The following is an 18,021-nucleotide window of genomic DNA, read 5'->3' on the forward strand; positions in this document are numbered from 1 at the left end:
GTGCGACACCTTGCCGCATTGGCGCCGCGCCGGGCGGGCTGCCAGACTAGCCGGCTGTGCGTCGCATGGCGGGGTTGCCTGGGGCATGCACGGGCGGGCATCGCCATGGTCTAATGTCTGCTTTCAGGAGAGCCTTTCATGCAAGCCAAATTCCGCTCGGCCACGCTGGCCGCATCGGTCGCCCTCGCAGCGGCGCTGGCGTCCGGCGCCGCGCTGGCCCAGGTCGATGTCAGCAACGCCTGGGTGCGCGGCACGGTGCCGACCCAGACTGCCTCCGGCGCCTTCATGGTGCTGCACGCGCACGACGACGCGAAGCTGGTCGGCGTATCGTCGCCGGTGGGCGCGGCCGAGCTGCACGAAATGAAGATGGAAGGCAACGTGATGCGCATGCGCCAGGTCAAGTCGCTGGACCTGCCCAAGATGAAGGACGTCGAGCTGAAGCCGGGCGGCTACCATGTGATGCTGATGGACCTGAAGTCGCAGCTGAAGAAGGGTGACACCGTGCCCATCACGCTGAAGATCGAGCAGGGCGGCAAGGTGACCGAGCAGAAGGTCACGGCCGAAGTGCGCGACATGGTGCCCGCTATCGCCGGCGCGAGCGGCGGCCACGGCGAACACAAGCACTGAGCGCCTGACGGGGCCCGGCCTCGTCCATCCACCCACCCAGTCATCATGGCCAACAAGCAGCACGGCACCCGGCAGAAGCTGGTCTTTCGTGGGGATACGCGCCCCGCCAGGCCACCTGCTGTTCCCGCGCAGCGCCGTGATGCCCAGCCCCCGGCGCCAGCCAAGCCGGGGGTGCGCCGTCAGCCGCGCAAGCTGATCGGCTCTTCCGATTCCTGACTGGCCGCCGCGGCCAGTACGCGCTCGCGCAGCCAGGTGTGGGCGGGATCGGCTTCGGTGCGCTCGTGCCAGATCATGCTGAAGGTGAAGTCGTCCAGCGCAAACGGCGGCGCGAACACGGCGTAGCGCGGGTCTTCCTCCAGCGCGGCCAGGCTGCGCCGCGCCGTGGTCAGCACCAGGTTGGTCCCGGCGATCAGCGCCGGCGCCACGCTCCAGTGCGGCACCACGCAGGCGATCTTGCGCCGTCCCCCCAGCTTGGCCACCGCGGTGTCGATCGCGTCCATGCGTTCGCTGTGCGTGGCCACCAGCACGTGCGAGCGCGCCAGGTAGGCCACCTGGTCGAGCCGGCCAGTATCGCGCACGGTGGCGGCATCCACCGCGCAGGCATAGCTCTCGCAGAACAGCTCCGCGGATTTCACGCCTTCCGGCTGGTGGGTGAACACGCCCAGGGCCATGTCGATTTCGCCATCGGCCACCTGGGCGGTCATGCCTTCGCGGCTGGCTTGCGACACCACCAGGTCGATATTGGGCGCGGCCTTGCGCACCGCGCGCAGCAGCCGCGGCAGCACCACCAGCGCGCCGTAGTCGGACATGGCCAGCCGGAAGCTGCGCCGCGCGGTAGCCGGCTGGAAGCCGCTGGGCCCCAGCAGGATGCGCACCTGCGCCAGCGCCTCGGCCAGCGGGCCGGACAGCTCATGGGCGCGCGCGCTCAGCACCAGGCCGCCCTTGCCGCGCACCAGGATGGGATCGTCGAGCAGCTGCCGCAGCCGCCCGAGCGCGTGGCTGACCGCCGGCTGGCTCAGGTGCAGCCGCAGCGCGGCGCGGGAGATATGGCGCTCGGCCAGCAGTGCTTCGAGCACCACCAGCAGGTTGAGGTCGATTCCGCGTAGGCTATTCATTCGGCGAATATTAAACGTACGAAAGCAGAATTGGAAATTCGCATTGCGATATTTCAAACTGCCGGCACCGCATCTTGCCCTATGGAGCGCGTCATGTCAGGCACCCAGTTGCCGTTTTCCCTCCCGGTTTCACTCTGGCTGCCGCTTGGTACGGCCGTGCTGGCCGGCGCGGCGATCCCTTTCCAGGCAGGCGCCAATGCCACCCTCGGGCGCACGCTCGGGCATCCGCTGTCGGCCACGCTGGTGTCGCTGCTGGTCAGCCTGGCGGCGCTGCTGCCCGTGCTGTGGCTGATGCGCGTGCCGCTGCCGGCGCCGTCGGCACTGGCGCGCGCGCCGGGCTGGCTCTGGATCGGCGGGGTGCTGGGGGTGTTCTATATCTCGGCCGCGCTGATGATGGCGCCCAGGCTGGGCGCCGCCGGCTTTATCGCCGCGGTGGTGGCGGGCCAGGTGCTGGCCGCGCTGCTGGTGGACCAGTTCGGGCTGGCCGGCTTTGCGGTGCGCGCGCTGACGCCGGCGCGGCTGGCGGGTGCGGCGCTGATCGTTGCGGGAATGCTGGTGATGCAGTGGGGCAGCGCGACGGCATCCGGGCCGGCGTCTCAGCCGGCGGCGGAATCGGGTTCCTGAGCGGGCTCCTGAGCGGCTTGCCGGCGCTCCGCCAGGCAGGCCGGACACAGGCAGTGCTGGCCCGGCACGATGCGCCGCGCCGGCAGCAGCGGCTGGCTGGCGCACCAGCACTCGGGCAGCCCCGCCACGTAGCCGCAGACAAAGCCCGCGCCGCAGTGGCTGCAATGTTCGACCGGGCGCGGCTGGCCGGTCAGCACGGCCGAGGCGTCGCTCATGGCTGGCCTCCCGGCGCTGGCAGGAAGCTGGGGATCCGGGCTGGCAAGAGGCGGCTGGCGGCGGGCATGATGGTCAAGGCTGGGGAACGCTGAGCCGCGGCGCAAGCCAAACGGCTGAGGTGGCGGCACGTTGTTGCGCGGACGGAACGCGTTGGTGCCCCGTGGGGCGCTTGCAGGCCGCTTGCAGGCAATTCGCGGGACCACGTTCGGCCGGTTGACTCGCGCCCCGCGCGGTTTCTTGTAAAATCGGCGCCTGCCATGGCCGGATGGCGCACTTTCGGGCGATCCCCGTTGGTTATCCCTGGCTACGTGGCCGATTAGCCATCATACCTGTTGATTCTCACGGATGTCCCCCATGAACGCCGACAACCCCGGGCCTGCCGCAACCACGGTGGCCGCCATTGCTCCCGCGCTGAAAGCCGAGATTCTCGCCGAGGCCCTGCCGTATATCCGCAAGTTCCACGGCAAGACCATCGTGGTCAAGTACGGCGGCAATGCCATGACCGAAGAGAAGCTCAAGCACGGCTTCGCGCGCGACGTGATCCTGCTCAAGCTGGTCGGCATGAACCCGGTGGTGGTGCACGGCGGCGGCCCGCAGATCGATGAGGCACTGAAGAAGGTCGGCAAGGTCGGCACCTTCGTGCAGGGCATGCGCGTCACCGACGAAGAGACCATGGAAGTGGTCGAGTGGGTGCTGGGCGGTGAAGTCCAGCAGGACATCGTGATGCTGATCAACCAGTACGGCGGCCAGGCCGTGGGCCTGACCGGCAAGGACGGCGGCCTGATCCGCGCCAAGCGCCTGCAGATGCCGGACCGCGAGAACCCGGGTGCCTTCATCGATATCGGCTATGTGGGCGACATCGAGGCGATCAACCCCGCGGTGGTCAAGGCGCTGCAGGACGACGCCTTTATCCCGGTGATCTCGCCGATCGGCTTCTCCGACGACGGCCAGGCCTACAACATCAACGCCGACGTGGTTGCCGGCAAGATGGCCGAGATCCTGAAGGCCGAGAAGCTGGTGATGATGACCAACATCCCGGGCGTGATGGACAAGAAGGGCAACCTGCTGACCGACCTGTCCGCACGCGAGATCGAAGAGCTGTTCGCCGACGGCACCATCTCGGGCGGCATGCTGCCGAAGATCTCGTCGGCGCTGGATGCGGCCAAGAGCGGCGTGCATTCGGTGCACATCATAGACGGTCGCATCGAGCATTCGCTGCTGCTGGAAATCCTGACCGAGCAGGCCTTCGGCACCATGATCCGCTCGCACTGAGCGGAGCCTCGGGGCGGTGCCGGCAGCGGCCGGCCGCCCCGATCATCCCATCACCCTCCGAGTTGCCCGGCGTGCCTTCCAGTCTTCCTTCTCCGCGCCGTGTCCGCGCTCGCCTCTGCCGCCGCCCCGCGGGCAATACCTCGGGCGATACGGTCTGGCTGTTCGATCTCGACAACACCCTGCACGACGCCTCGCACGCGATCTTCCCGGCCATCAACCGGCTGATGACCGACTACGTGGCGCGCGTGCTCGGCTGCGACGAGGCCACCGCCAGCCGCGTGCGCGTGGACTACTGGCAGCGCTACGGCGCCACGCTGCTCGGCATGATCCGGCACCACGGCGTGGATCCGGCTGACTTCCTGCGCGCCGCGCATGAATTCCCGGAGCTGGCCGACATGGTGCGGGTGCGGCGCGGGCTGGCCGCGCACCTGCGGCGCCTGCCGGGGCGCAAGATCCTGGTCACCAATGCGCCACAGGACTACGCGCGGGCGGTGCTGGAGATAGCGGGCATACGGCACTGCTTCGAGCGCGTGGTGGCAATCGAGCAGATGTGGGTGCATGGCCACCTGCGGCCCAAGCCGGACCGCCGCATGCTGCGCCGGCTGCTGGTGCAGACCCGCATTGCCCCGCATCGCGCGGTGCTGGTGGAAGACACCGTGTCGCACCTGAAGCGCTATGCCGGCACTGGCATCCGCACCGCCTGGGTGACGGGCTACCTGCGCACGATCGCGCCATCGCGCCCGCATGAGGTGCCCGCGGTGCGCGACGACGGCAGCCGGCGCGATGCCGCGGTACGCTCGACACTGGAGGCAGAGGACCGGCGCCATGTCGGCCATGCCGCGCAGGAGCAGTCGGTGACGCTGGTGGCCGCGGAGACCCAGGCACCGCAGGCGCAGCCCGACAACGTGCCGCGCGTGCGCGCCCGCGTGCCGAACCGGCCGGCCTATGTGAACATAAAAGTACAATCGATGCATCAACTCCAACGACGAATGCGGAGAATCGGGTCATGACGCAAAGCAACGGGCGCGAGCCGGAGGCGGTCATTTCAGGCAGTGCGCAGGATGCGCAGGACGGAGGCCAGCCGCCCGCCACGCCGGCGCGCAAGCGCCCGCGCCCGGGCGAGCGCCGCGTGCAGATCCTGCAGACGCTGGCCACCATGCTGGAGCACCCGCGCGGGGAGAAGATCACGACGGCCGCGCTGGCTGCGCGCCTGAGCGTGTCCGAGGCGGCGCTGTACCGCCATTTCGCCAGCAAGGCGCAGATGTACGAGGGCCTGATCGGCTTTATCGAGCAGACCGTGTTTGGCCTGATCAACCAGATCACCGACAAGGAAGAGCACGGCCTGCGCCAGGCCCACGCCATCGTGCGCATGCTGCTGTCGTTTGCCGAGAAGAACCCGGGCATGACGCGCGTGCTGACCGGCGAGGCGCTGGTGGGCGAGCACGAGCGCCTGCAGGAACGCATCAACCAGCTGGTGGACCGCATCGAGGCCTCGCTGCGCCAGTGCCTGAAGATGGCGGTGACGCAGGCCGCGTTCCCCGCGGATGCCGACATCCCGGCGCGCGCGGCGCTGATCATGGCGGCGGTGCAGGGACAGTGGCACCGCTATGCCAAGAGCGGCTTCCGCAAGTCGCCGTCGGACCATGCCGAGGCGCACCTGCGGGTCTTGCTGAGCTGAAAACAACACGCCGGGCCGATTGCTCTATAATTGCCCGGTCGCGCCGATTTGATGACTGGCTTGCGGGCGCGCGGCAGCCAAGGGACCAAGTTCCGGGTTGCCACTATAAATGCGGCTAAAGAGGTTGGGTCGGCGCCCCATGCCACCACGGTAGTGGATGGCGCCGGCACGCGGAATCCCGCAAGGAATCCAGTGAATCCCGACTTGGCTGCGACGCTTCAAAACGCAAATGCCGGTCGGGTTTTTTTATGCCCGTTCGCCACGGGCCGGATTCCATGACTGATGTCGCCCTGCCGACCGCCACGCCTGCCGCGTTCGACCTGCCGCCCGATTCGGTCGGCGTGGTCACGCCGCAGCGCATGCACTTTGCCGAGCCGCTGAAGCTGCGCAACGGCTCGTCCATTGCCGGCTACGACCTGATGGTCGAGACCTATGGCACGCTCAATGCGGCCCGCTCCAACGCGGTGCTGGTGTGCCACGCGCTCAATGCCTCGCACCATGTGGCCGGCGTCTATGCCGAAGACCCGCGCGACGTGGGCTGGTGGGACAACATGGTCGGGCCCGGCAAGCCGCTCGATACCAATCGCTTCTTCGTCATCGGCGTCAATAACCTGGGCTCGTGCTTCGGCTCGACCGGGCCGATGAGCCTGAACCCGGCCACCGGTGCGCCCTACGGCGCGGCGTTTCCGGTGGTGACGGTGGAAGACTGGGTCAATGCGCAGGCGCGCGTGGCCGATGCGTTCGGCATCACGCAATTCGCCGCGGTGATGGGCGGCAGCCTGGGCGGCATGCAGGCGGTGGCCTGGAGCCTGATGTACCCGGACCGCCTGCGCCACTGCATCGTGGTCGCGTCCACGCCCAAGCTGTCGGCGCAGAACATCGCTTTCAACGAGGTCGCGCGCAGCGCCATCCTGTCCGACCCCGACTTCCACGGCGGCAACTACTACGCGCATGGCGTCAAGCCCAAGCGCGGCCTGCGCGTGGCGCGCATGATCGGCCATATCACCTACCTGTCGGACGAGGACATGGCCGAGAAATTCGGCCGCGAGCTGAAGACCGACGACATCCGCTTCTCGTTCGATGTCGAGTTCCAGGTGGAGAGCTATCTGCGCTACCAGGGCGACAAGTTCGCCGAGTACTTCGACGCCAACACCTACCTGCTGATCACGCGCGCGCTCGACTACTTTGACCCGGCGCTGGCCTTCGGCGGCGACCTGACGCGCGCGATGGCGCAGACCCAGGCGAGCTTCCTGGTGGCGAGCTTCGGCACCGACTGGCGCTTTGCGCCCAGCCGCAGCCGCGAGCTGGTGAAGGCGCTGCTGGACAACAAGCGCCCGGTCTCGTACGCCGAGATCGACGCGCCGCACGGCCACGATGCCTTCCTGCTCGACGACCCGCGCTATCACAACCTGATGCGCGCCTACTACGACCGCATCGCAGAGGAGATCGGCGCATGAACGCCCTGGCCAATCCCAATATCCTGGCGCTGCGCCCCGACTTCCGCGCAATCGCGCGCTGGATCGAACCCAACTCCACCGTGCTCGACCTGGGCTGCGGCGACGGCAGCCTGCTGCGCGTGCTGCAGGACGAGCTCGACGTGCAGGCCTACGGCATCGAGATCCGCGACGAAGGCGTGCTGGCGTGCGCGCAGAAGGGCGTGCATGTCATCCAGCAGAACCTGGAAGGCGGCCTGGCGCTGTTCGAGGACAAGAGCTTCGACACGGTGATCCTGTCGCAGACGCTGCAGACCATCCACAACACCGCGCAGGTGCTGCGCGACACGCTGCGGGTGGGGCGCGAGTGCATCGTGTCGTTCCCGAACTTCGGCTACTGGCCGCACCGGCTGTCGGTGTTCCGCGGCCGCATGCCGGTGTCGGAATCGTTGCCCTACCAGTGGTACAACACGCCCAACGTGCGTGTGCTGACCATCAGCGACTTCGAGGCGCTGGCGCCCAAGGTCGGCCTGCGCGTGATCGACCGAGTGGTGATGCACGAGGGCGTGACCGTCAACTGGGGCGGCAACTGGCGCGGCAGCCTGGCGGTGTACCGGGTCTGCGCGGCCTGATCAGGCTGGCGCGTCGGCGGCCGTGGCTGCAAGGTGATCGACAAAGGCGCGCACCTTGGGCGGTACATGCCGTGTGGGCGTGTAGACCGCGTAGGCCGTGCCGATGTAGGGCTCGAGGATGTCCCAGTCGGCCAGCACGGTGACGACCCGGCCCTGGTCCAGGGCATCGCCCAATGAGAAGTCCGGCACCAGCCCGATGCCGGCATCGCGTTCCACCATGCTCATGATCGCCAGGCTGTTGTTCAGCGTCAGGCGCGGCGGGATGCGCACCTCCACTTTCTCGCCGCCGGCGTGGTGGCGCATGGTCCAGCGCTCGCCGAAGTTGCCGTAGCCCAGGTACAGGCAGCGTGCGGCGGGCAGGTCGGCGGGCGTGGCCGGCGTGCCGTGGCGGGCCAGGTAGCCGGGCGAGGCCACCAGCCGGTAGCGCACCTCGCGCAGCGGGCGCGCGGCCAGCCCGGGCGCCAGTTCGCGCGCGATGCGTACGGCCACGTCCATCCCTTCCTCGACCAGGTCGACCATGCGGTCGGCCAGCGTCAGCTGCAGGTCCAGCCCCGGGTATTTGGCCAGCAGCGCCGGCAGCCGCGGCGCCAGCCAGGCCTGCCCGAACGAGACCGGAGCGCTCACGCGCAGCACGCCGTGCGGCGTGCCGCCGTGCTCGCCGGCGAGCGCGGTGACCTCGCGCGCGGCGGCGGTCATGCGGGCGCAGGCAGCGTAGACCGACTGGCCCAGCTCAGTCAGCGCAAAGGCGCGCGTGGTCCGCTGCAGCAGGCTGGCACCGAGCGTGGCTTCCAGGCGGGAGACGTGCCGGCTGACCGCCGATGGGGTCATGCCCAGGTCGAGCGCGGCGGCCGAGAAGCTGCCGCACTCGACCACGCGTGCAAACACGGCCATCGCATTAAGTGGCATATCCGGCATTGCGCGTCCCCATCCTTTGACTTCAGATCAAATACTAATTGAGCGACGACGGGATTGTTGAGCAGATTGCATGATGGAACAATGCAGCCATTGTCTGACCGGAGTCCGTCATGCCCTCGCAACAACCCTTGCCAGGTGGCGCCTGGCGCATGGTAGCGGCCATGCTGCTGTCTGGCACCATCGGCTGGTTCGTGGTCACCAGCGGCCAACCGCCGCTCGATGTGGTTTTCTTCCGCTGCCTGTTCGGCGGCGCTGCGCTGCTGGGCGTGCTGACGCTGCAGCGCGGCTGGGTGCGGATGACCCGTGCGCAGCTTGGCTGGCTGGTGCTGGGCGGCGTCACGCTGGTGCTCAACTGGCTGGCGCTGTTCTCGGCGTATGCGTACAGCGGCATCGCCATTGCCACGGTGGTCTACCACACCCAGCCGTTCTTCCTGCTGATGCTGACCTCGGTGATCCAGCGCGAGCCGTTCCCGTTCGCGCGGCTGCCATGGCTGGTGCTGGCCTTTGCCGGGGTGATGCTGATCACCGGGCTGGAGCATGGCGCCACTGGCACTGCGATGCTGGCCGGCATCGGTCTGGGCCTGCTGGCCGCACTGCTGTATGCGGTGACGACCCTGGCCACGCGCCGGCTGCAGGCCATCCCGCCAGGCCAGATTGCCGGGCTGCAGATGGTGCTGGGCGTGTTGATGCTGGCACCACTGGCGCATCCTGCTGCGGGCAGCTATGGCACCGGCACCTGGGCCGCGCTGCTGGCGCTGGGGCTGGTGCATACGGGCGTGATGTACACGCTACTGTATGGCGCCTTCCAGCGCCTTACCGTGGTGTCGATCGCCACGCTGTCCTTTATCTATCCGCTGGTGGCGATCGTGATCGACGTGATGGTGTTCGGCGTGGTGCTGGGGCCGCTGCAGATCGCCGGCATGGCGCTGGTGCTGCTGGGCGTGGTCGCCAACCAACTGGGCTGGAGCCTGCCGCTGCGGCGGCGGGCGCAAGGCTGATGCGGGTGCGACGGTGCCAGCGGCTGGAGGACTGCCGTCTTGACCCGAACGCTGACTACGGTTAGTGTAGGCAGTGGATCGAACGATCGTGCTATTCCCTGCGAGTCACCAACCCATACCAGCCATGTCCACTGCGCCCCAGACCCAGGCGGCCACTGCCGCCAGCCCGCTCCATCCCTTTGACGACGCGCTGGCGCTGGAGCCGGCCGGCGGCCACCGCTTCCTGGGCCGCACCACGCCCGAGTACTGGAACATGATCGGCCCGTTCGGCGGTATCACCGCCGCCACGCTGCTGCAGGCGGCGCTGGACCATCCGCAGCGCCTGGGCGACCCGGTCTCGCTGACGGTCAACTTTGCCGGGCCGATCGCCGAGGGGCCGTTCGAGATCGAGGCGCGCCCGGTGCGCACCAACCGCTCGACCCAGCACTGGACGCTGGAGTTGCGCCAGGGCGATGCCGTGGCCACCACTGCCACCGCCATGTTTGCGGTGCGCCGCGAGACCTGGGCCTGCGGCGAGGCGCTGATGCCGGAGGTGCCAGCGGCCGACACCCTCCCGGTCATGAGCGGGTTTGCGCCGGTGCGCTGGCTCAAGTCCTACGACATGCGCCCGGTGCGCGGCGCCAAGCCGGCCACCGAGGCCGGCACCGAGCACCCGGACAGCCTGACGCAGTTCTGGCTGCGCGACGCGCCGGCGCGCACGCCGGACTTCGCCGCGCTGGCGGCCTGGGCCGACAGCTTCTACCCGCGCATCTTCCTCAAGCGCGCGGGCTTCGTGCCGGCCGGCACGGTGTCGATGACCACCTATTTCCATGCCGATGCGGCCACGCTGGCCGCGCTGGGCGACAGCCACGTGCTGGCCAGCGCGCAGGCGCAGGTGTTCAGGCAGGGCTTCTTCGACCAGCGCGCGCAGCTATGGAGCGCCCGCGGCGAGCTGATCGCCAGCTCGCACCAGATCGTCTACTACAAGGAATGAGGCAGGCGCGGGCTCAGGCGATCGCTTCGCGCGCCTGGGCCTCGTAGCGATGCACGGTGTGGCGCATGGCCCAGAGCAGCATCACGCCAGGCAGCGCCACCACCACCGTGCCCAGGTAGAACGGCGCCCAGCCCCAGGCCTCGACCATATAGCCCGAGGAGGGCCCCACATAGACCCGGCCCACCGACGCCAGCGCCGACAGCAGCGCGTACTGCGTGGCCGAGAACGAGCGGTTGCACAGCGTCATCAGCAGCGCGACGAAGGCCGCCGTGCCCATGCCCCCGCACAGGTTCTCGACCGCAATGGCCGTCCCCATGGTCCACAGGTGCGGCGGCGTCACCGCCAGGATCCAGTAGCCCAGGTTCGACACCGCCTGCAGCACGCCGAACAGCATCAGCGAGCGGTACAGGCCCAGGCGCACCATCAGGGTGCCGCCGAACAGCGCGCCGATGATGGTGGCGGCCAGCCCCAGGGTCTTGTTGACGATGCCCACCTCGCCCGCCGAGAAGCCCACGCCGCGGATCAGGAAGGTGGTCGACAGGCTGCCGGCAAAGGCGTCGCCGAGCTTGTACAGCACGATCAGCAGCAGCAGCCACCACGCGCCCTGGCGGCCAAAGAAGTCGCGCAGCGGGCCGACCACCGCCTCTTCCAGCGAATGCGGCGTGCGCGCGGGCACGTCGGGCTCCGGGGCCCACAGCAGCGTGACGATGCCCACGCCCATCAGCGCCGCCATCAGCAGGTAGGTCTGCTGCCATCCGAGCACGCGGTCGGCCAGCCACAGCGCCAGGCCGCCCGAGACCAGCATCGCCAGCCGGTAGCCCAGCACCTTGACCGCTGCGCCGGCGCCGCGCTCGGCCGGGCGCAGCACGTCGGTGCTGTAGGCGTCGAAGACGATGTCCTGCGACGCCGACAGGAAGGCCACCAGCGTGGCCAGCGCCGCCAGCATCCACAGCGCCTCGCGCGGTGGGCAGAAGGCCATGCCGGCAATGCCCAGCACCAGCCCCAGCTGCGTCACCAGCAGCCAGCCGCGCCGGCGCCCCAGCAGCGGCGGCGTGTAGCGGTCCATCAGCGGCGCCCACAGGAACTTGAAGATATAGGCCTGGCCCACCAGCGAGAAGAAGCCGATGGTCTTGATATCCAGCCCCTCGACCGTCATCCATGCCTGCAAGGTGCCGGAGGTCAGCGCCAGCGGCAGCCCGGAGGCGAAGCCCAGCGCCAGCATGGCGCCGATGCGGCGGTTGCGGAAGATATCGAGATAGGTCTGGAAGGTCATGAACGGGCCGGCGTGAAGCGCCGCGCGGCTGCGCGGGCGCCGTGTATTATTGCATCACCTGTTTGCCTGCCCGCCACATGTGGCACGGCAGGGCATCGTTGCCGCGGATCACCGATCCGCCTGCCTGGTCTTCCACTGCGTCCGAGGAACCGCAAATGCTCCGCCGCCTGCAAGGTGTTCAGCGTCCTACCCGTGACCGTCTGGTCCGCGCGCTGGCGTTGGCCGCGGTGGCGGCGCCCATGGCTTGGTGCATGCCCGCCCAGGCGCAGGACAGCGAGGCTGGCGGCATCCGGCTGGACCGCAGCGGCTCGGCCGTGCGCAAGATCGTGCCGGTCGAGGCCATCGAGCAGCAGGCCGCGCAGGAATACGAGCAGCTCAAGCAGGAAGCCATCGCCAAGCATGCACTGGCCGCCGCCGACAACCCGCAGCTGGTGCGCCTGCGCACGATCGGCAAGCGGCTGCTGCCGCAGACCGCACGCTGGAACGAGCGCGCGCGGCAGTGGCAGTGGGAGATCAACCTGATCGGCTCCAGGCAGGTCAATGCGTTCTGCATGCCGGGCGGCAAGATCGCCTTCTATACCGGGTTGCTCGACCAGCTCAAGCTGACCGACGACGAGATCGCCATGGCGATGGGCCACGAGATCGCCCACGCGCTGCAGGAGCATGCGCGCGAGCGCGCCGCCAAGTCAGAGATCACCAACCTCGGTGCCAACGTGATCTCGCAGCTGTTCGGCTTCGGCAACCTTGGCAATATGGCGCTGGGCACCGGCGCCCACCTGCTGACGCTGCGTTTCTCGCGCGCGGATGAGTCCGAGGCGGACCTGATCGGCATGGATATCGCCGCGCGCGCCGGCTACGACCCGCGCGCGGCAGTGTCGCTGTGGCAGAAGATGGGCAAGGTGAGCCAGTCCGGCACAGAGTTCCTGTCCACGCATCCGTCCGGGCGCAGCCGCATCGCCGACCTGGAGAAGCACCTGCCGGAAGTGCTGCCGCTCTATGCGCGCGCGAGCAATACCACGGTGGACAGGCTGCCGCCATACCGCGCCAATGTGGCGAACCTGGGCGGCGCGCCGGTGGACAGCGGCGACGACGACCGGCAGAAGCCGCTGCAACGCTGAGCGGTCTGCTGACGCCAATGAAAAAAGCCGGCAATGCCGGCTTTTTCCTCATTCGGGGCCTGCTGCCGCGTCAGGCGCGCAGCCCCGTGGCCTCGTCAGCGCCCACATGCACGTTCATGCATTGCACCGCCGCGCCGGCCGCGCCCTTGCCCAGGTTGTCCAGGCGGGCCACCAGGTTCAGGCGCTCGGCATTGCCGAACACGAACAGGTCGACACGGTTGGTGTCGTTGTTGGCCTGAACGTCGAAGAAGCCGCCGTCGAGGTTGTCGGCGCTGTTGTACGGCATCACGCGCACGAACTGCTCGCCTTCATAATGCTTGCGGTAGATCTCGACGATCTGCTCGGGGCTGACCTTGCGCGCCAGCCGGTCCGTGAACACCGGCACCGTCACCGCCAGGCCCTTCAGGAAGTTGCCGACGATCGGGTTGAAGATCGGCGCCTGCGCCAGGCCGGCCTGCACGCGCATCTCGGGCAGGTGCTTGTGTTCCAGGCCCAGCGCGTACGGACGCGGGCTGTCCAGTTTCGGGTTACCGCCGGCTTCGAACTCGGCAATCATCGACTTGCCGCCGCCGCTGTAGCCGGTCAGCGAGAACGCCGAAACCGGGTAGTCGGACGGCAGCACACCGGCGTCCACCAGCGGACGCACTGCCAGCACGAAGGCGCTGGCGTGGCAGCCCGGCACCGCAATGCGCTTGCTGTCGCGGATCTTCTCGCGCTGGCCGCGCGCCAGCTCGGGCAGGCCGTAGGCCCAGCTGTCGGAGGTGCGGAACGCCGTGCTGGCGTCGATCACGCAGGTGTTCGGGTTGGTCACCAGCGACACCGCCTCGCGCGAGGCCGCATCGGGCAGGCACAGGAAGGCGACGTCGGCGGCGTTCAGGAATCGTGCTCGTTCGGCCGGGTCCTTGCGCTTGTCATCGGCAATGCGCAGCAGTTCCACGTCGGAACGGCCGGATAGATAGTCAAGCAGCCGGAGACCGGTGGTGCCTTCCTGACCATCGACGAACACTTTGAAAACCATGGCTGACTCACTCAATGAGGTGCGGGGAATGCGAAACGTCCCCTGCCGCATGCGATAGGGAACCTGCATTGTAGCGGGGATGGGGGCTGGTCGCAGGGGTTTGTACCGATGGGATTACGCTTGTCGATCCGGCCTATATCACCGGCGTTCGCAAGAAGCTCCGCCTCGACCAGCGCGAAGGCGCCGAGATCTTCGGCGGCGGGGTCAACGCGTTCTCGCGCTACGAGACCGGCCGGACCAAGCCGCCGCTGGCGTTGGTCAAGCTGCTCAAGCTGCTTGATCGCCACCCGAAACTGCTCGAAGAGATCCGGGCGGCGTAAATGCCGTGCTCAGAGCGGAAAGTCGTAGTCGATCGACAGCGGCGCGTGGTCGCTGAACTTCTCGTCCTTGTAGATCGAGCACAGGTGCGCCGTGTCTGCGATCTTGGGCGTGGCCAGGTGGTAGTCGATGCGCCAGCCGACGTTCTTGGCATAGGCCTGGCCGCGGTTGCTCCACCAGGTGTACTGGTCGGGGCGCGGATCCAGCTTGCGGAACACATCGACATAGCCGTGGCTGTCGAACAGTTCACCGATCCAGGCGCGTTCTTCCGGCAGGAAGCCTGAGTTCTTCAGGTTGCCCTTCCAGTTCTTGATGTCGATTTCCTTGTGCGCAATGTTGACGTCACCGCACAGCACGATCTCGCGCCCGCTTGCCTTCAGTTGCAGAAGATGCGGCAGGAAGGCCTCCATGAAGCGGAACTTGGCCTGCTGGCGCTCCTCGCCGCTGGAGCCGGACGGCACGTACACGGAGATTACTGCCAGGTGCGGGTACTGCACTTCCACATAGCGGCCTTCGTTGTCGAACTCGGGAATGCCGAAGCCGGTGACCACGCGCTCGGGCTGATGGCGCGTGTAGAGGCCCACGCCGCTGTAGCCCTTCTTCTCGGCATAGTGGAAATAGCCGTGGTAGCCATGTGGCGCAAGGAACGCTTCCGTCATGTCGGCGGCCTGCGCCTTCAGTTCCTGCACGCAGACCATGTCTGCGTCCTGCTTGCCCATCCAGTCGAAAAAGCCCTTCTTCGACGCGGAGCGGATGCCGTTGAGGTTGGCGCTGATAATCCGTAACATTCGGGGAAATTTTGAATTCAGAGAGAAATGATGACGCAGCAGAAACCGCCCGCGGGTGCCGATCTCAGCCAGACCTTTATCCGCTTTGCGCTCGATGCGGGCGTGCTGTCGTTTGGTGAGTTCGTCACCAAGGCCGGCCGCAAGTCGCCTTACTTCTTCAACGCCGGCCTGTTCAACCAGGGCGCGATGCTGGGCCAGGTGGCGCAATTCTATGCCAAAACGCTGCTGGCCTCGGGCGTGCAGTTCGACGTGCTGTTCGGGCCGGCCTACAAGGGCATCACGCTGGCGTCGGCCACGGCGGTGGCGCTGGCGGGCATGGGACGTGACGTCGGCTTCGCCTACAACCGCAAGGAAGCCAAGGACCACGGCGAAGGCGGCACGCTGGTCGGGGCCAAGCTGCAGGGCAAGGTGGTCATCATCGACGACGTGATTTCCGCCGGCACCTCGGTGCGCGAATCGGTCAACATGATCCGCGCCGCCGGCGCCGAGCCGGCCGCGGTCCTGATCGCACTGGACCGCATGGAAAAGAGCGGTACCGCCGAGCAGGTCGGCACCCATTCCGCCGTGCAGGACGTGCAGCGCGAATTCGGCATCCCGGTGATCGCGATCGCCAGCCTGAAGGACCTGCTGGCTTACCTGGATGCGTCGCAGGACCCGGCGCTGGGGGCTTCGCGCGAGGCCGTGGCGGCCTATCGTCAGCGCTACGGCGTCTGAAGCCGTTGATGACAACGGGGCGCTGCCAGCCTGCGCCCTCATTCCGCACGTTCGGCGGACAGCGGACGGACGGCTGACTTTCAGACTGGGAGGGAGCGCGGCGTGGCGGCAAAAGAGCGGCAGGAACGGGCAGGGCGGCAGGCGGCAACGCCATCCACAACGGCGGAATCAGCCGGCAACGGCGAGTCCCTGGCCGAGCGCGGCGCGCAGGTGCTGCCGCGCAAGCCGGTGCGCCAGGCTGCCAAGGCCCCGGACCGGGCGGCGCATGAGGCCTATGCCGTGCGCGCGCTGGTGTTGCAGGGTGGCGGCGCGCTCGGGGCCTACCAGGCCGGCGTGTACCAGGGCCTTGCCGAGGGCGGGATCTACCCGAACTGGGTTGCCGGCATCTCCATCGGTGCGCTCAACGCCGCCATCATCGCCGGCAATCCGCCCCAGCGCCGCGTGGAACAGCTGTGCGCCTTCTGGGAGTACATCTGCGCGCAGCCGTGGATGCCCAGTCTGTCGCACACCTGGTTCGCCGACCATGCCGAAGGCTGGCCCGAGCCGATGCGGATCTGGTTCGATGGCCTGCATGCGGCGCGTGCCATGCTGGAAGGCCAGCGTGGCTTCTTCCAGCCGCGCAGCTGGCCGGAGCTGATGTCGCGCTACTCGGATCCGAGCCATGCCAGCTTCTACGACACCACGCCGCTGAAGGCGACGCTGGAGCGCTTTGCCGACTTCGACCTGATCAACCACCGCCCCGACCTGATGCGCGTCTCGGTGGGGGCGGTCAATGTGCGCACCGGCAATTTCGCCTACTTCGACAATACCCGCGACAAGCTCTGCCCCGAGCACTTCATGGCCTCGGGCGCGCTGCCGCCGGGCTTTCCGGCGGTGGAGATCGGTGGCGAGTACTACTGGGATGGCGGGCTGGTGTCGAACACACCGCTGGCCGAGGTGCTGACCGCGCAGCCGCGGCGCGACGCGCTGATCTTCCAGGTCGACCTGTGGAGCGCGCGCGGCAAGCTGCCGCACGACCTGGTCGACGTGGCCGAGCGCCAGAAGGACATCCAGTATTCCAGCCGCACGCGGGCCATTACCGATTACATGCGCGAGCAGCAGAACCTGCGCCGCATGCTCAACGAGGTGATGGCGCTGGTACCGCCGTCAAAGCGCGACAACGCCTGGTACCGCCGCGCGGCGGAGCAGGCCTGCGACGCGCGCCGCAATGTGATCCAGCTGATCTACCGCGACAAGTCGTTCGAGAACCTGGCCAAGGACTACCAGTTCGGCGCGCTCACCATGCATGAGCACTGGACCAGCGGGCTGGACGATATCCGCCAGACCCTGCGCCACCCGCAATGGCTGGCGATGCCCAGCCGCGAGCACCCCTTCGTCACGCACGACGTGCACCGCGGCAACGGCGGCTGAGGCGGCCGGGCGGCTCAGTCGACCTTGATCGTGGCCAGTTCCGGCCGGGCCGGCGGGTAGGCCGGCTTCAGGTCCTCGAAGACCTTGGTCAGGATCTCCGCCACCATCAGGTTGCGGTGTGTCTTGGAGTCGGCCGGCACCACGTACCACGGGCATTCGGGCGTGCTGGTCGCCATGATGGCAGCCTCGTAGGCGTCCATGTAGGCCTTCCAGTGCTTGCGCTCGGCAAGGTCGGTGGTGTCGAACTTCCAGTGTTTCTCCGGGTCCGCCAGGCGCGCTTCGAGCCGTGCCTTCTGCTCGTCGCGGGATATATGCAGGAAGCACTTGACGATGGTGGTGCCGGTCTCGGTCAGCATCGACTCGAAGTCCCGGATCTGGCGGAAGCGCCGCTCGCACTCGGCGGCGTCGATCCAGTCGTGCACGCGCGTGATCAGCACGTCTTCATAGTGGCTGCGGTTGAAGACCACGATCTCGCCGGTCTTCGGTACCTGCAGGTGGATGCGCCACAGGTAGTCGCGCGCCAGTTCCTCGGGCGACGGGGCCTTGAAGCCCACCACGCGGATGCCCAGCGGATCGAAGCTGCGGAACACGCCGCGCACGGTGCCGTCCTTGCCGCTGGTATCCATGCCCTGCAGCACCACCAGCAGCTTGCGCCGGTGCTCGGCGTAGAAGATGTCCTGCTGCGCGTCGAGGGCGTTGCTCAGCTCGATGATGCGGGCAAGGTCTTCCTCTTTCTTGCCGCACGACAGCGGCTTGCTGCCCGGGTCGAAGTCGGCAAGGCGAAAACGCTTGCCCGAGGTGATGCGGAAATCGTCCAGCGGCATGGGCGCTCCATCGGTCTGACCAGTAAGATCAAGGGAATGGGCGCCCCCCGCCGGGGCTCCGCGACAAGGAATGCG

19 protein-coding genes and 1 pseudogene are annotated in these 18,021 nt (G+C 67.9%); 13 read left to right on the top strand and 7 right to left on the bottom strand.

What is annotated here, in order from left to right:
• Positions 1–138 precede the first annotated feature (138 nt).
• Positions 139–627, top strand: coding sequence for a copper chaperone PCu(A)C (locus CNE_RS00975; RefSeq protein WP_013955287.1), 489 nt, complete (start codon positions 139–141; stop codon positions 625–627).
• Positions 628–806: 179 nt separating this feature from the next.
• Here CNE_RS00975 and CNE_RS00980 read toward each other — a convergent pair whose 3' ends face one another.
• Positions 807–1,742 carry a LysR family transcriptional regulator gene (locus tag CNE_RS00980; RefSeq protein ID WP_013955288.1) on the bottom strand — a complete coding sequence of 312 codons (936 nt, stop codon included), beginning with the start codon at positions 1,740–1,742 and terminating at the stop codon, positions 807–809.
• 93 nt (positions 1,743–1,835) lie between these two features.
• Between CNE_RS00980 and CNE_RS00985 the strand changes: the two genes are divergently transcribed.
• Positions 1,836–2,366, top strand: coding sequence for a DMT family transporter (locus CNE_RS00985; protein WP_013955289.1), 531 nt, complete (start codon positions 1,836–1,838; stop codon positions 2,364–2,366).
• On the opposite strand, the gene CNE_RS00990 is transcribed toward CNE_RS00985, so the two are convergent.
• Complete coding sequence (locus CNE_RS00990; protein ID WP_013955290.1) at positions 2,339–2,581, bottom strand: cysteine-rich CWC family protein; 243 nt, start codon at positions 2,579–2,581, stop codon at positions 2,339–2,341. The two genes, CNE_RS00985 and CNE_RS00990, sit on opposite strands and share 28 nt — an antisense overlap.
• A gap of 355 nt (positions 2,582–2,936) precedes the next feature.
• Between CNE_RS00990 and argB the strand changes: the two genes are divergently transcribed.
• From argB to metW, 5 genes are all read left to right on the top strand, one after another.
• Positions 2,937–3,854, top strand: a complete 918-nt coding sequence (argB, locus tag CNE_RS00995; RefSeq protein WP_010813296.1) for an acetylglutamate kinase — start codon at positions 2,937–2,939, stop codon at positions 3,852–3,854.
• Positions 3,855–3,925: 71 nt separating this feature from the next.
• Positions 3,926–4,864, top strand: a complete 939-nt coding sequence (locus CNE_RS01000) for a pyrimidine 5'-nucleotidase (protein WP_013955292.1) — start codon at positions 3,926–3,928, stop codon at positions 4,862–4,864.
• Positions 4,861–5,532 carry a nucleoid occlusion factor SlmA gene (gene slmA, locus CNE_RS01005; RefSeq protein WP_013955293.1) on the top strand — a complete coding sequence of 224 codons (672 nt, stop codon included), beginning with the start codon at positions 4,861–4,863 and terminating at the stop codon, positions 5,530–5,532. The genes CNE_RS01000 and slmA overlap by 4 nt, the downstream gene beginning before the upstream one ends.
• 275 nt (positions 5,533–5,807) lie before the next feature.
• Complete coding sequence (gene metX, locus CNE_RS01010; RefSeq protein ID WP_013955294.1) at positions 5,808–6,989, top strand: homoserine O-succinyltransferase MetX; 1,182 nt, start codon at positions 5,808–5,810, stop codon at positions 6,987–6,989.
• The gene (gene metW / locus CNE_RS01015; RefSeq protein WP_013955295.1) at positions 6,986–7,597 is read left to right on the top strand and encodes a methionine biosynthesis protein MetW; all 612 of its coding nucleotides are present in this window, start codon (positions 6,986–6,988) and stop codon (positions 7,595–7,597) included. The genes metX and metW overlap by 4 nt, the downstream gene beginning before the upstream one ends.
• Here the strand turns inward: metW and CNE_RS01020 are convergent, their stop codons facing one another.
• Positions 7,598–8,512 (bottom strand): LysR family transcriptional regulator, encoded by a 915-nt coding sequence (locus CNE_RS01020; RefSeq protein WP_013955296.1) that lies wholly within the window; start codon positions 8,510–8,512, stop codon positions 7,598–7,600.
• 110 nt (positions 8,513–8,622) lie between these two features.
• Between CNE_RS01020 and CNE_RS01025 the strand changes: the two genes are divergently transcribed.
• Together CNE_RS01025 and CNE_RS01030 are read left to right on the top strand one after the other, a co-directional pair.
• On the top strand, positions 8,623–9,510 hold the full coding sequence (locus CNE_RS01025; RefSeq protein ID WP_013955297.1) for a DMT family transporter: 888 nt from the start codon (positions 8,623–8,625) through the stop codon (positions 9,508–9,510).
• A gap of 124 nt (positions 9,511–9,634) precedes the next feature.
• Complete coding sequence (locus tag CNE_RS01030) at positions 9,635–10,483, top strand: acyl-CoA thioesterase (RefSeq protein ID WP_013955298.1); 849 nt, start codon at positions 9,635–9,637, stop codon at positions 10,481–10,483.
• 13 nt (positions 10,484–10,496) lie between these two features.
• On the opposite strand, the gene CNE_RS01035 is transcribed toward CNE_RS01030, so the two are convergent.
• On the bottom strand, positions 10,497–11,756 hold the full coding sequence (locus tag CNE_RS01035) for a muropeptide transporter (protein ID WP_013955299.1): 1,260 nt from the start codon (positions 11,754–11,756) through the stop codon (positions 10,497–10,499).
• A gap of 155 nt (positions 11,757–11,911) precedes the next feature.
• On the opposite strand from CNE_RS01035, the gene CNE_RS01040 reads away from it, so the two are divergent.
• Positions 11,912–12,874 carry a M48 family metallopeptidase gene (locus tag CNE_RS01040; protein WP_013955300.1) on the top strand — a complete coding sequence of 321 codons (963 nt, stop codon included), beginning with the start codon at positions 11,912–11,914 and terminating at the stop codon, positions 12,872–12,874.
• 70 nt (positions 12,875–12,944) lie between these two features.
• On the opposite strand, the gene argC is transcribed toward CNE_RS01040, so the two are convergent.
• Positions 12,945–13,892 (bottom strand): N-acetyl-gamma-glutamyl-phosphate reductase, encoded by a 948-nt coding sequence (argC, locus tag CNE_RS01045; protein ID WP_013955301.1) that lies wholly within the window; start codon positions 13,890–13,892, stop codon positions 12,945–12,947.
• A gap of 116 nt (positions 13,893–14,008) precedes the next feature.
• Between argC and CNE_RS39020 the strand changes: the two are divergent.
• Positions 14,009–14,212: pseudogene (locus CNE_RS39020) on the top strand (type II TA system antitoxin MqsA family protein); the annotation flags it as partial.
• A gap of 9 nt (positions 14,213–14,221) precedes the next feature.
• Here CNE_RS39020 and CNE_RS01050 read toward each other — a convergent pair.
• On the bottom strand, positions 14,222–14,998 hold the full coding sequence (locus tag CNE_RS01050) for an exodeoxyribonuclease III (protein ID WP_013955302.1): 777 nt from the start codon (positions 14,996–14,998) through the stop codon (positions 14,222–14,224).
• 27 nt (positions 14,999–15,025) lie between these two features.
• Here CNE_RS01050 and pyrE point away from each other — a divergent pair, with 27 nt between their 5' ends.
• Both pyrE and CNE_RS01060 read left to right on the top strand, forming a co-directional pair.
• Positions 15,026–15,712, top strand: coding sequence for an orotate phosphoribosyltransferase (gene pyrE, locus CNE_RS01055; protein WP_013955303.1), 687 nt, complete (start codon positions 15,026–15,028; stop codon positions 15,710–15,712).
• A gap of 102 nt (positions 15,713–15,814) precedes the next feature.
• Positions 15,815–17,122, top strand: a complete 1,308-nt coding sequence (locus tag CNE_RS01060) for a patatin-like phospholipase family protein (protein WP_013955304.1) — start codon at positions 15,815–15,817, stop codon at positions 17,120–17,122.
• 14 nt (positions 17,123–17,136) lie between these two features.
• Here CNE_RS01060 and CNE_RS01065 read toward each other — a convergent pair whose 3' ends face one another.
• Positions 17,137–17,946 carry a polyphosphate kinase 2 family protein gene (locus CNE_RS01065; protein WP_013955305.1) on the bottom strand — a complete coding sequence of 270 codons (810 nt, stop codon included), beginning with the start codon at positions 17,944–17,946 and terminating at the stop codon, positions 17,137–17,139.
• Between the last annotated feature and the right edge of the window lie 75 nt (positions 17,947–18,021).

The sequence above is a fragment of the Cupriavidus necator N-1 genome (genome assembly GCF_000219215.1).
GTDB lineage: Bacteria > Pseudomonadota > Gammaproteobacteria > Burkholderiales > Burkholderiaceae > Cupriavidus > Cupriavidus necator.